Origin of the sequence: Collimonas antrihumi (assembly GCF_018304965.1) — a bacterium.
In the GTDB taxonomy this organism is placed as follows: domain Bacteria; phylum Pseudomonadota; class Gammaproteobacteria; order Burkholderiales; family Burkholderiaceae_D; genus Collimonas; species Collimonas antrihumi.
Map to the genome: position 1 here is coordinate 105,352 of NZ_JAGQED010000011.1, position 12,323 is coordinate 117,674.

Below are 12,323 nucleotides of genomic sequence, written 5' to 3' on the forward strand. Positions count from 1 at the left end.
GTAAACAAAATTACAAATAAGAATCGTTGTTTATTGCCAATTGTTGCTTTAAATACACAAGCAACACAGTTGGCGTTCGCCATGCCACCATCAGTGCATTACCACATCAATCTTGGGAGAGAAAACGATGGCTGAATGTTACGTTGGACAGATTATGTTATCCGGCTTCGCTTTTGCGCCGCGCGGCTTTGCCCTCTGTAACGGGCAATTGCTTCCGATCAATCAAAACCAGGCACTGTTTGCCCTTCTCGGTGTCATGTATGGCGGCGATGGCCGCGTTACTTTTGCCCTCCCCAACCTGCAGGGACGCACCCCGATACATGCCGGCCCTTCGGCCGATTCATCCTGGCAACCGTCGCCGTATACCCAAGGCCAGCCTATCGGTGTCGAAACCGTCACACTGCAGCAAGCGCAATTACCAAGTCACACCCACCTGCCCAATGGCACCGCCACAGCAGGTGCCGTCAAGAATCCCGCCAATACGCTCTACGGCGGCAGCGGCACTGAAGCCATCTATGCCCAAACCGGTGGCTCCCAGGCAGTGCTTGCGCCGCAAACCCTGGCTTCGGTCGGCGGCAACGGTCCGCATGAAAACATGCAGCCGTTCCGGGTCTTGAATTTCAGTATTGCCCTCAGCGGCATTTTCCCATCGCGCAGTTAGCCGTTTCTCTCGCAACCTTTAACGGAATAAAGCCATGACTACACCCTATGTAGGTGAAATCCGCCTGCTCGCCTTTCAACGCGTCCCTACCGGATGGTTTGCATGCGACGGCAGCGTACAATCGATCGCCGAATATCAAACGCTGTACATGTTGCTGGGAACAACTTATGGCGGCGACGGCGTCAACACCTTCGGCGTGCCAGACATGCGCGGCCAGGTGCCGCTGCATCAGGGCAATGGCTCCGGCCTGTCGCCGCGCGTGCTCGGGCAACCAGGCGGCAGCGAAAACGTCACTCTGACGACCGGCACGATGGCCGCCCATACCCATCCATATAGCGCCACCAGCGCCGAGGCAACCGCCAACGTGCCGGCGGCGACGGTGCAATTGGGCGCTGCCGCCGGCAGCGACAAGATGTACGCCACCAGCATTGCCGGGCTTAACCCCTACGTCATGTCGCCGGCATCGACCAGCAGTGCCGGCGGAAGCCAGCCGCACAACAACACGATGCCGACGCTGACAGTGTCATTTTGCATTGCATGGGCAGGAGTTTTTCCGTCGCAGTCGTAACAGCCAGAGCGCCTGCCAGGTTGCATTGCACGCTGCAGGCGCTGCCATCAGATAAGACGAGGAGAGAGCATCGTGACCACACCATTCCTGGGTGAGATTCAAATTTTCGGTTTCAACTTTGCGCCTGTCGGCTGGGCGCAATGCAATGGCGCCATACTACCGATCAATCAATATACTGCGCTGTTTTCGCTGCTTGGCACCAACTTTGGCGGCGACGGACGGAACACGTTCCAGCTGCCGAATTTTGCCGGTCGCGCCGCCTGCAGCCAAGGCCAAGGGGTCGGCCTGACGCAACGCGACATCGGCGAGAATTTCGGCACGGAACAGGTTACCCTGGCCCTGGCGGAAATCCCGAATCATAGCCACGCCGCCAATCTTTACCATCAGGGCGACACAACGTTGCAAAGCAACGTGCCCGCCAACGGTTATGGACTGACAGGGCCGGCGAACACCACGCCATTCGTGCAGAATGCCACCGCCAATGCAGCCTTCGCACCGACCGTCGTCGGACTCGCCGGGGGCAACCAGCCGCACGAAAACCGCCAGCCGCTGCTGCCTCTGAACTTCTGCATTGCGCTGCAAGGTGCATTCCCCTCGTTTGACTGATCCAGGGCACGGTGCGCTGCCGGCATTCCCGGCTGGCGCGCCCCTGGAAACCCCGGTTGCCCTGCAACGGCGCGGCATCCGCCTGCGCCCCTGCATTGCGGCGGATATTGGCTTCCTGACCTCACTCTATCGCCAATTACGCATCGCGGAACTGGCGCCGCTGCCCTGGACGGACGCACAAAAACATGCCTTCATCGACAGCCAGTTCGCGCTGCAGCACAGGCATTACCTGACGCATTATTCGCATGCCGACTTTTTGCTGATCGAATGTAATGATGAACCGATCGGACGCCTTTATCTGTCTAGGCAGATGTCGGAATTCCTCATCATCGACATCAGCCTGACGCCGGGGTGGCGTAACGGCGGCATCGGCACAGCGCTGATCCGGCACGCGCAGGTGCTGGCGGAGAATGCAGGAGCAGGATTGAATTTGCACGTTGACCAGCGCAACGATGGCGCACGAAAGCTGTACGAGCGTCTCGGCTTCATCGCAACCGACGTGGGAGGCATTTACACCGGCATGCGCCGGCCGGCGTCAACCGGCACGCAAAACGACCAGGAAAGCCAGGTTAATTGAACACCGCCTGATAAAGAAAGCCTTGGTTGTCGCGCGCAACCGGCACCAGGAAAATCCCCACTTCACCGATGGCGTCGTGCTGCATCCGATAGATCTTCTGCGTCAACAGGATCGGCGAACAATTCCTGAACAATAAACTGAACGGGGAGCGCAACATCCCCTGCAAGGTCGGGGCTGCCAGCGGTCGGACTTCGACCAGCGTAAAAGCGGCGTTGCCTTCGTCAGGGGCGACAAATGTATCGTTCAGACGTGCTGCGAAATGTTCCTGCGTGAGGATATCCATAAAGCCATTGAATTGACAGCGTTGATCGAGGTCCATGGGACTGGATGTCGAGGCTGTATTGGCAAAGCAAAGACCTATACCGCCTCATCGGTTCATTTTCGCACTCGGAAAATGCGGGAATGCGACGTGATGAACGTTTCATCATTTTAATGGAATTCCCGATTCGGGCACGATGCGCTCGACAAATTCTCGGGTGAACTGCCTGCGACGCATCCGCACTTCGTATATACGCCGCACAGCAAGCATCAGACCCTTCACAACGCCGGCCGCAAAGCTTGGGATTCCGGCCCACGCGGCGACGCTCCCGAGTACACGGGTTGGGATGTGATCATCGTTCGGGGCGGAAAAATCGCAGCGCTCTATGTCTTTCTCGATTCCGAACCCTCGTGACCAGCCTACCTGCGCGCGCTTCATTTTATTCCCGGCCGTAGGGAGCAGACAGAAAAATATCGCGAGAATAATCTCCGGCTGCCCGCGGTTATACAAGTGACGACACGCACCAGTGTTTCCAGAACAGGAAACATGGACTGGCCCCACAGCGCAAAAGAGGTGCTACGGCGCAGTGCCGCCCCCGGTTGGCACCTGATAACACTCTGGTGTTCATTTGATTGGCAAACCGACGCTTTTCCCGGTATGTCATGTATCGCTATCTTTCGCGATCTTATAGGAGATCATCATGAAATTCGCAAAAACCATTCTCGCCATTGGCGTCGCGCTCCTCACTCTTGCCGCTGCCGGATGTGCACAGCTTGATCCCATGAATACTGCCTCGGGCATGACGCCAGATCAGGGCAGCATGTACTCCGGACAGTGACGCGAGCTGCAACAGCCCGTTGGCCGGATCTGACGACGGCTGCCGGTTATTTTTCCTGGCAGCCGTGATCCCATTCATATGCTTATTCGTTGGAGGCAAACCATGAATCCCATCCACGTCATGAAGTACAGACGGTGGTTGAGCACCCGCCACGCGCCCATCGCCGTCACCTTGTTGGTAGCCGGTTGCGCCACGCCGGCATCCATTCCGCCGGGTGCCAGTCAGAACGACGTTCAGGCTCGGCTCGGCGCTCCGCGCGAGGTGTATCACCTGCCGGATGGCACCACACGCTGGCTTTATCCCACCCAACCTGCCGGCGAATACACGTGGGCAGCCGACATCGACGCGCACGGGCAAGTTGTCAGCATCAAGCAAGTATTGACCACCGAGGAATTCGGCCGGGCCAAGATCGGCCAGTGGACCACGCAGGATGTGCTGGCACATTTTGGCCGACCTGTCGAAACCGCCTATTTTCCCCTCATGCGGCGCCATGTCTGGAGTTACCGCTTCCTGCAAGACGGCGTGTGGTATTCGATGATGCATTTTTACTTCGATCCGGATGGCGTATTGCGCCTTACCCAAGCCGGCCCGGATCCGGAAGAGGATCAAAACTGAAAATAATCGTAAGCCGGACTACCCGCCCGGACTGAGTCCGCGGGTAAGACGGCGCCACTGCGGCCTTGATGTGTTTCCGCGAGACAAGCGGCCTGAGGATCGGCGCGTATACCGCCGCACTCTTCGTTTTATTCCCGGATTTGTCGCGCCAATCAAAAAATATCGCAGGAATAAATCCCGGTCACTGACGGTTATGGGTGTATGAGCGTCGGCATTTCAGGCGCTCGGATGCTGCGGGCCTTCCCCGACCGGACAGGCAATGGAGGAACTCATGAGAAACAATCACAAGACACCCCCATATGGTTGGCGTAGTCGCCAAATAGACCAGGCGCAAATCATGGAAAGCGGGAGCTCACCGTGATCGCGGCCGACAACTCACGCCGGTCGCGCCGATTCGAAGAACTGGCGTTGCCGCATCTGGACGCCGCCTACAACCTGGCGCGCTGGCTGACTGGCAGCGCGAGCGATGCCGACGATGTCGTGCAGGATGCGTACCTGCGCGCCTTCCGGTTCTTCGACGGCTTCCATGGCGACAACGCGCGTGCATGGCTACTCGCGATCGTTCGGAACACCTGGTTTACCGAATGGCGCAGGCGGAACGACGCAGCTGACGACACCCCCTATGACGACGCACTGCACGACGATGAGTGACTTCCAGGATGGATCGACGAGATCGGCAGCGATCCCGAAACGCTCGCTGTGCGGCGCGACGACGTGGACTTGATTCATCGCGCGCTCGGCGCATTGCCGGTCGAATATCGCGAGGTGCTGGTCCTGCGCGAGCTGGAAGACATGAGCTACCGCGACATTGCGACCGTCGCCGGCGTTCCGATCGGCACCGTGATGTCGCGACTGGCGCGCGGCCGCAGCCTGCTTTGTGCGGCAGTGCGCAAGGCGCAGGGGGCGATGCCTTCGGAGCTTGCGCCAGTGCGCGGCAAGGCAGACGGCAACTTGGTCAGGATGCCTGTGCCGAGTTCACCAAAAGGAGTTAAATAATGGACAAGAAAGAAACATTAAGCTCGCTTGGCAGTGTGCTGCGTGACGGATCACTCTATCATCGCGCCCCACCCCACCTGCGCGCGCGCGTGCTCGCAGAGTTGCCGCACGAGTTGCCACGCGAGTCTCCCCGCCGGACGTTCTTCGCATGGGGCGGCTTCACTACAGATGGCATACGGGCATGGCTTAACGGCGGTGTTACGGGGATCGCGGTCTGTGCGCTGGCATTGAGCGTGGCCACCTTGATTCAGCGGCCGGCGCCAACCGGCTCACTCGCCCAGGAGATTGTGTCTAGCCACGTGCGCGCGTTGTTGTCGCAGCACCCGATCGACGTGGTATCGACCGATCAGCACACCGTCAAGCCTTGGTTCAACGGCAGACTCGACTATACGCCGCCGGTCGTCGATCTCGCCACGCAAGGTTTTCCGCTCGTCGGCGGACGAATCGACTACGTGGGTCACCGCACCGTTGCGGTACTGATCTATCGCTATCAAAAGCACCCCATCGACCTGTACATCTTTCCCGATGCCGGTGGTGCACCGGCTGCCACCGCTCGGGCCTCGGATGGCTATGCGATGGCTCACTGGCAGCGCAACGGCATGACTTACTGGGCCATCACCGATGCTCAATCTACCCACCTGCAAGCGTTCGAGCAAGCGGTGCAGACAGAGGAAGATCATGAAGAAAACCCGTTGCGGGAATAAAGCGGCCAGGGGTCTGGTGCAGATTTAACGGTAGCGAAAAACTGGCACATCGTCACCCAAAAGAATAAATCGAGATCGACGGGAATATTTTCTTCGCGTTCCGAGTTATACCGTTTACAGGAATGGATTACATCGATCGACCATCAGCAAACTTGCAAATCGAAAGGATTTCGACATGAAACAAGAACACTTATTCCTTGGCCTGGGCTTGGCCGTGCTGACGGGCTTCAGCGGTGCCGCAGCCGCTGCCGGCGATGCGATACGCGGCCAGGATCTCTACCAAACCATGTGCATGTCCTGTCACTCGATTGACTATAACGGCGTTGGGCCGGCACACAAGGGGCTGTTTGGCAGGAAGGCCGGCAGTCACGCTGATTATCTCTATTCGCCAGCAGTGAAGTCATCCAACATTGTCTGGACCGAGAAAACGCTGGATAAATGGTTGTCAAATCCCGAGAAACTGATTCCGGGGCAAAAAATGGGTTTCATGGTGCCTGCCGCAAAAGATCGCGCCGACTTGATTGCCTATTTGAAGAAGGAGGCGGGACGAGAAGAGAAACCCTGACCACTCGACCGACCTGTTAAACATTTGTTCTGTAACAGCCTGCCCTGCAGCTATTCCAACCCTTTAAGGAGAAAAATCATGATTGATCGCAGAAGTTTCATGAAACTGACCGCTGTCGGCGGCGGTGCGATATTTATTTCCGGGCTATACGGCCGGACACAAGCTGCAACAACCGACAAAGCGGCGGCGGCATCCGCGTACGACGATTTCTATTTCGTTCAGTTGTCCGACGTGCATTGGGGATATAGCGGCGCGGCCAATCCGGATGCACTCAACACATTCAAGAAGACGGTTGCAACTGTCAATGCACTTGAAGTGCAACCGGATTTTATTATCTTTACCGGGGACCTGACCCACACGACGGATGATCCGAAGGAACGTCGGAAACGTATGGCCGAGTTCAAAGAGATTGCTGCCGGCTTAAAAGTGAAAACGGTGCGTTTTATCCCGGGAGAGCATGACGCTTCGCTCGATAACGGCGCGGCGTTCAAGGAAAACTTTGGCCCGACGAATTACGTGTTTGATCATAAGGGGGTGCATTTCATCGCTTTGGATAACGTGTCCGATCCCGGCGCAAGTATTGGCGACGCCCAATTGGATTGGCTTAAAAACGATCTTGCCAAACAAGCAAAAGATGCGCGGATTGTTGTCTTCACACATCGTCCCCTGTTCGATCTGGTACCCAAATGGGATTGGGCCACCCGCGATGGCGACAAAGCGATTGCGTTATTGACGCCATACAGCAATGTAACGGTGTTCTATGGCCATATTCACCAGGAAAATCACCACATGACGGGACAGATCGCGCACCACGCAGCCAAGTCACTCATTTTCCCGTTGCCGGCACCAGGCTCGCAAGATAAGCGCACCCCCTTGCCGTGGGATGCTGCTGCGCCGAATAAGGGACTCGGTTTTCGCGAGGTGGAAGCTGAACGCAAGGATAGCGATTACAAGATCACTGAGTTTCCTGTGACAAGGACGTAAGCCATGGATCCTTCAAGAAGGCAGATATGTTTAAGAGCCGTCTACGGCATTGGGGTGCTTCTATCGGGGGCGGTCATTAACACCCGGGCCCAAGGGCAGACAAAGAATGTTGCGAAAGAAAGGGTAATACAAGTTCAGGCTAAAAAATTCATCTATACGCCGAACCAAATCGTCCTGAAAATGGGTGAGCCGGTGGTGCTGGAGTTTACCTCCGTGGATTTCGTGCATGGGTTTAAGATACCGGATATGAATATCCGCGCCGACCTGCCGCCAGGCAAGGTCACCCTAGTCAGGCTGACACCTGACAAGGCTGGTGAATACGATTTTTTATGTGACAATTTCTGTGGCAGCGGCCACGAGGAAATGAGTGGAAAAATAACAGTAATAGGCTGACCCGTTTTCTGTTATTGCGGGGGGATCAACGCGGGGCGAAATAATCAAGATGCGTTGAGCGGTGCGGTGCGGATATTCAATCTACCCAACCCAATCGGAGGCCTCAGATGAACCAGCAGAAACCCGTAGGCGCGAAAGTCCAAATTTCGAAGAACGGCCCGTATATCGTCTCGGGCCAAGTACCTCTAAGCAAGGAGATCATCGGCGCGAACGAAGATGGAGAGTCTGTAAAGTGGGAGCAGGAACAGAAATATCCGTCTCAGGGGCAATACGCGTTGTGCCGCTGTGGGCACAGCGCGAACAAGCCATTTTGCGACGGCTCGCATACGAAAGTTGGATTTGACGGCACCGAAACAGCGAGCCGCCAGCCGTATCTCGATCAAGCCAAAGTAATACAAGGCCCGACGATGTCATTGACAGACGTCGAGAGCTTGTGCGCGTTCGCGCGCTTTTGCGATCCGCGTGGAGGGGTGTGGAATCTCGTCAACGCAACGGACAACCCTTCAGCGAGTAAACATTTCGTCAGCCAGGCCTGCGACTGCCCTTCGGGGCGGCTGGTGGCTTGGGACAACCAGACCGGCAAACCGATCGAGCCGATGTATGCGCCATCCATATGTTTGATCGAAGACCCCGCCAAGGATTGCTCCGGGCCTCTATGGTTGCGTGGTGGCGTGCAGCTGATCGGGAGCGACGGTTTCGAATACGAAGTGCGCAATCGCGTAACCTTGTGCCGCTGCGGCGCGTCACAGAACAAGCCTTTCTGCGACGGCACGCATGCGGCGATCGGGTTCAGCGACAAAAGTTGAGCCGGCATATCAGATGAGGGGCAGATCATGCTTAACAGATCAATGAGCGACAATGCCGGCCCCGCCAGGCGAATCGTTCTCAGTCGAGTGATCCTTGTGCTTCCTCTGGTGCTGGCCGCATTCGTTGCAATCACCGTCGGTTTTGTGGCAAGCAAGACCGTCAGGCAGCCCTACGAAACTCCTTTTTTTCACCTCTTCTTCAGCGACACCCTGCATATGAAGGCATGGCTGATAACGACTGCGTTGCTGTTGGCATTGGGCCAGTTGCTGACGGCGTCGCGTATCTATGAGGTGCTGCGCTTCCCTCCGAAGGGGCGTTTCTACCATGTAGTGCATCGCTGGTCGGGGCGCACCGCCATTCTGCTGACACTGCCAGTCGCCTATCACTGCATCTTCCTGCTCGGCTTCGGGACATATGATACCCGTGCCATCATTCACTCATTGCTGGGGTCGTTTCTCTACGGGACCGTTCTCGCAAAGGTTCTCATTGTCCGCTCAAACGGCTTTCGAGGCTGGGCGCTGCCACTCGCGGGAAGTCTGCTGTTCTCCATTCTCCTGGGGTTGTGGCTTACATCTGCATTCTGGTACTTCAGTACCTTTGGCGTTGGCATATAGCATGTCCAACGTTCATCGTTTCACATATTAAAGTGTGATATATATTTCTGATAACCAAATACTATATATGGGAGTACCGTGGAATGGCGCTAACCCTCTATGCTCACCCGTTCGCCTCATACTGCTGGAAGACGATAATTGCGCTTTACGAGAACGACACACCGTTCACGTTTCACATGGTCGACCTTGGCGATGCGGCTTCGGCGGCTGAACTGGAACGGCTATGGCCGTTCAAGAAATTTCCTGTCCTGGTTGATGGCGAGAAGTCGGTAATCGAGTCTACGATCATAGTCGAATATCTGGACCTGCACCATCCGGGTTCAGCGCAGCTGGTCCCGGCTGATGCGGCGGCCGCGCTCGATGTGCGGTTCGCCGATCGCTTTTTCGATAACTATGTTCACACCCCGATGCAGGCAATCGTCTTCGACGCGCTGCGCGGAGAGAAACGCGACGCCGATGCAGTGCGTCGCGCTCGCGCGAACCTCGACACGGCCTATGCCTGGCTAGAGCGCCGGATGGAGAACCGCGAATGGGGGGCGGGTGATAGTTTCAGCCTTGCCGACTGTTCTGCGGCTCCTGCCTTGTTCTATGCGGACTGGGTCCACCTCATCGGCGATGCTTTTCCGAACGTGCGCGCCTATCGTGACCGCCTGAATGCACGGCTATCGGTGGCACGGACGATCGATGAAGCTCGTCCCTATCGCCATTTCTTTCCGCTTGGCGCCCCGGATCGTGACTAACAAAAGGCCCTATGTGTTGTCATTCTTAGTCAGGATCCGCAGGAGAAATATCCATTTTCGACAATGCATCCAAACTGGGCACAAAATAGATCGCTGAAGAAAGTGGAGTAGAAAAATCCAGCAGCCTGTCCGTTTTCGAGATGCCGTCGGCGCCTACGCCGTACATCTGTTTAAGCATTCCCATCGTCACCGTGATGTCGTTGCAAAAACCGACAAACATGATTCCCGCCTCTTTCGCGTTGCCGTAATTGGCGTTTCTGCGAACGATATCTATTTCTTCGCCGTTTCTTCTAAACTGGTTTCTGCCGACATGAGAATCTTCAGGCAAAGGCGATAGCTGGTGACTACCGGCTTTAGTCCTGCCCCATACGTTTTCGGCTTCGCGAACAGACAAGCTCTTTAATTTTTCAATATCCATTCTCCATTTCTGGAGCAGCACGGTTGATCCACCCTCACCTTTTTCGCCATCAGGAATGATGGCGACGCTGTTGGCGCGAAACGGATTAGGATTTGCAACGCCGTCCGCAAAACCGTCGAATGTCACATTGTTGTGATAAGGGAAGCAAATCTGTTCGCTGACAAGATCGGCAAAGGGACTCACCAACGTCACCGCTTTGCTCATGCTGTCATAGAGTGTTGCGGCGTTTGACTGTGTGATCCAAATCCAAAGATCCTGTTGGGTAGCTGGAGCGCTCATGCTGTTGGCGCCGACGACATCCATATCGAAAGAATGCAGATTATCAGGAACGTCCGCAGGATAAACCGCTCGCCATAGCTCAGGCTTGAACCCGAGGACAATATTTGCAGACCCTCCGGTTAGTTGATGATGCTGGTTGAGCGTTGGATCTGCAATCCCGGTTATTTCCGACTCCCAGAGCTTGCCGAGCGCTTTGAAAAAACGTGCGGTGTCGACGCCCTTTTTCAACGTAAACTGCAAATGAACCTCATCGCGAGCTACTACCGAAAGCATCGTCTGTGGAATGGGCATATTTATTTGAACCTCTTCATTTATCTTTAGGTAAATTGATATGGCCGCACGGGTGCGATTTCTTCAGGAATTTCACGGCCACAGAGTTCTAGAATGGAACGTTCAATTGTGCGGGTAATCGCGTCGAGCGCCAGGGCGTTTGGCGCAAGGCCGAACGGCTCTGCGACTTCGTTCGCAATCGCTTCCAGTGCGATGAGCGTATAGGAGATGAAAACACAAATAAGCGGCGTGAAAATTTCTATCGAGTCGACCAGGCCAAACGGCAGCAACATGCAATAGGCGTATGCCGTACGATGAAGCAATACGCTGTACGCAAAAGGGATGGGTGTTGAAGCAATCCGCTCACAGCCACCGACACTTTTCTCAAGCTCGTTGATTTGCGTGTCCAGCATCCAGCGGGTCATATCGGATTCCGGCGCCGAGCCCCCGGGAGCGGCCAGGCAACTGCGTATGTCGTTGAGAATCGCTACGGGCTTATAGTGCTTGCACCCCAGCTCCTCAGTCCGTTGTTTTCCGAGAAGGCGCACCAGATCGCCGGTTGCATCTGTCTTGCGCAATTGATGCTTTAGTGCATAGACAAACGCAATCAGCGTATCGGCCACTTGTGTGCGTTCCACCTCATCGACACTCTCAGGCTGGTAGCACAGGATCTGCGACATTAGCGTGCGCGAAGAAATCAACAAGTTTCCCCAGAGAAGCCGCGCCTCTGTAAACCGGGCATAACTGGCATTGTTTCGGAACACCAGGAAAATGGCCAGCGTCAGGCCGAATAACGTGAATGGCACCGTACTCAGTGGAATTTTTTCGCCAAAAACAACACCATGCGTCAGCACCGCCAAGCTACTCAAAATTCCGATGACAATCAGTTGAGGAATGATCGATTGCAGCACCGATCCATTCCATACAAAAAGCATACGGAACCAACTTTGCATTGGTCTTACGATCATAACGTTCTAGTGCCTGAAGTTGTGTCGGTTCGGGAGCGGCGCGTGTCAAGATAGTTGTCGCCTGACTTATGCAGCCAATCGATCTATAGAAAGGTTGGCCAATTCAGCTGCGACGACTGAATCCCGTTCTGGATTGAGCGTGACGGCTTGAATCGGTTTCCAGTTGCGTGTATGTTGAGTCCAGCGGCGAGGATTCATTTGGCGCGACCGTTCGTACAAGTCATGCCTGGCTGCCAGAATGGCGCGATCGGTTCCGTCGTGGCGCTGTGCGGGACTGACATAACCAATCCCACTATGCCGATGGTCATGGTTGTACCAATGGGCAAAGCTGGCGCCCCAACACCGGGCTTCCGACAGACTGGCAAAGCCCTTGTCAGGAAACTCGGGCCGATACTTCGCCGTGCGAAACAGCGACTCTGCGTAAGCGTTGTCGTCGCTGACGCGAGGGCGTGAGTAAGACG

At 55.8% G+C, this 12,323-nt stretch carries 18 protein-coding genes and 1 pseudogene; 14 read left to right on the forward strand and 5 right to left on the reverse strand.

What is annotated here, in order from left to right; all coding sequences use genetic code 11:
- Nucleotides 1-127 precede the first annotated feature (127 nt).
- From KHU29_RS11995 to KHU29_RS12010, 4 genes are all read left to right on the forward strand, one after another.
- Nucleotides 128-661, forward strand: a complete 534-nt coding sequence (locus KHU29_RS11995; RefSeq protein WP_211453035.1) for a phage tail protein — start codon at nt 128-130, stop codon at nt 659-661.
- Between the two features lie 34 nt (nt 662-695).
- Nucleotides 696-1,229 carry a phage tail protein gene (locus tag KHU29_RS12000; RefSeq protein ID WP_211453036.1) on the forward strand — a complete coding sequence of 178 codons (534 nt, stop codon included), beginning with the start codon at nt 696-698 and terminating at the stop codon, nt 1,227-1,229.
- A gap of 72 nt (nt 1,230-1,301) precedes the next feature.
- Nucleotides 1,302-1,835, forward strand: a complete 534-nt coding sequence (locus KHU29_RS12005) for a phage tail protein (RefSeq protein WP_211453037.1) — start codon at nt 1,302-1,304, stop codon at nt 1,833-1,835.
- On the forward strand, nt 1,828-2,412 hold the full coding sequence (locus KHU29_RS12010) for a GNAT family N-acetyltransferase (RefSeq protein ID WP_211453038.1): 585 nt from the start codon (nt 1,828-1,830) through the stop codon (nt 2,410-2,412). Before KHU29_RS12005 ends, KHU29_RS12010 begins: the two co-directional genes overlap by 8 nt.
- Here KHU29_RS12010 and KHU29_RS12015 read toward each other — a convergent pair.
- Both KHU29_RS12015 and KHU29_RS12020 read right to left on the reverse strand, forming a co-directional pair.
- The gene (locus KHU29_RS12015) at nt 2,405-2,695 is read right to left on the reverse strand and encodes a DUF6916 family protein (protein ID WP_211453039.1); all 291 of its coding nucleotides are present in this window, start codon (nt 2,693-2,695) and stop codon (nt 2,405-2,407) included. The two genes, KHU29_RS12010 and KHU29_RS12015, sit on opposite strands and share 8 nt — an antisense overlap.
- A 141-nt stretch (nt 2,696-2,836) precedes the next feature.
- Complete coding sequence (locus KHU29_RS12020; protein ID WP_211453040.1) at nt 2,837-3,109, reverse strand: hypothetical protein; 273 nt, start codon at nt 3,107-3,109, stop codon at nt 2,837-2,839.
- Nucleotides 3,110-3,371: 262 nt separating this feature from the next.
- Between KHU29_RS12020 and KHU29_RS12025 the strand changes: the two genes are divergently transcribed.
- From KHU29_RS12025 to KHU29_RS12075, 10 genes and pseudogenes are all read left to right on the forward strand, one after another.
- The gene (locus tag KHU29_RS12025) at nt 3,372-3,509 is read left to right on the forward strand and encodes a hypothetical protein (RefSeq protein ID WP_211453041.1); all 138 of its coding nucleotides are present in this window, start codon (nt 3,372-3,374) and stop codon (nt 3,507-3,509) included.
- A 102-nt stretch (nt 3,510-3,611) separates the two neighbouring features.
- A complete protein-coding gene (locus KHU29_RS12030) occupies nt 3,612-4,124 on the forward strand; it encodes a dethiobiotin synthetase (RefSeq protein ID WP_246541878.1) in 513 nt (170 codons plus the stop codon).
- A gap of 357 nt (nt 4,125-4,481) precedes the next feature.
- A pseudogene (locus KHU29_RS12035) lies at nt 4,482-5,166 on the forward strand (RNA polymerase sigma factor).
- Nucleotides 5,120-5,824, forward strand: coding sequence for an anti-sigma factor family protein (locus KHU29_RS12040; RefSeq protein WP_211453042.1), 705 nt, complete (start codon nt 5,120-5,122; stop codon nt 5,822-5,824). The pseudogene KHU29_RS12035 and the gene KHU29_RS12040 overlap by 47 nt, the downstream one beginning before the upstream one ends.
- Before the next feature lie 175 nt (nt 5,825-5,999).
- Entirely contained in the window at nt 6,000-6,389 is a 390-nt protein-coding gene (locus tag KHU29_RS12045; RefSeq protein ID WP_211453043.1) for a c-type cytochrome, read from the forward strand.
- Nucleotides 6,390-6,467: 78 nt separating this feature from the next.
- Nucleotides 6,468-7,373, forward strand: coding sequence for a metallophosphoesterase family protein (locus KHU29_RS12050; RefSeq protein ID WP_211453044.1), 906 nt, complete (start codon nt 6,468-6,470; stop codon nt 7,371-7,373).
- Between the two features lie 3 nt (nt 7,374-7,376).
- The gene (locus KHU29_RS12055) at nt 7,377-7,766 is read left to right on the forward strand and encodes a cupredoxin domain-containing protein (protein ID WP_211453045.1); all 390 of its coding nucleotides are present in this window, start codon (nt 7,377-7,379) and stop codon (nt 7,764-7,766) included.
- 107 nt (nt 7,767-7,873) lie between these two features.
- The gene (locus KHU29_RS22535) at nt 7,874-8,572 is read left to right on the forward strand and encodes a CDGSH iron-sulfur domain-containing protein (RefSeq protein ID WP_246541883.1); all 699 of its coding nucleotides are present in this window, start codon (nt 7,874-7,876) and stop codon (nt 8,570-8,572) included.
- Nucleotides 8,573-8,614: 42 nt separating this feature from the next.
- Nucleotides 8,615-9,187, forward strand: coding sequence for a DUF6529 family protein (locus tag KHU29_RS12070; protein ID WP_211453046.1), 573 nt, complete (start codon nt 8,615-8,617; stop codon nt 9,185-9,187).
- Nucleotides 9,188-9,270: 83 nt separating this feature from the next.
- Complete coding sequence (locus KHU29_RS12075) at nt 9,271-9,927, forward strand: glutathione S-transferase family protein (protein WP_211453047.1); 657 nt, start codon at nt 9,271-9,273, stop codon at nt 9,925-9,927.
- A gap of 25 nt (nt 9,928-9,952) precedes the next feature.
- Here KHU29_RS12075 and KHU29_RS12080 read toward each other — a convergent pair whose 3' ends face one another.
- From KHU29_RS12080 to KHU29_RS12090, 3 genes are all read right to left on the reverse strand, one after another.
- Nucleotides 9,953-10,915: a Dyp-type peroxidase gene (locus KHU29_RS12080; protein ID WP_211453048.1), complete on the reverse strand. Its 963-nt coding sequence runs from the start codon at nt 10,913-10,915 to the stop codon at nt 9,953-9,955.
- A gap of 26 nt (nt 10,916-10,941) precedes the next feature.
- Nucleotides 10,942-11,862, reverse strand: coding sequence for a bestrophin family protein (locus KHU29_RS12085; RefSeq protein WP_211453049.1), 921 nt, complete (start codon nt 11,860-11,862; stop codon nt 10,942-10,944).
- Between the two features lie 66 nt (nt 11,863-11,928).
- A partial coding sequence (locus KHU29_RS12090) for an integrase core domain-containing protein (protein WP_211453050.1) occupies nt 11,929-12,323 on the reverse strand: 395 nt, incomplete at its 5' end.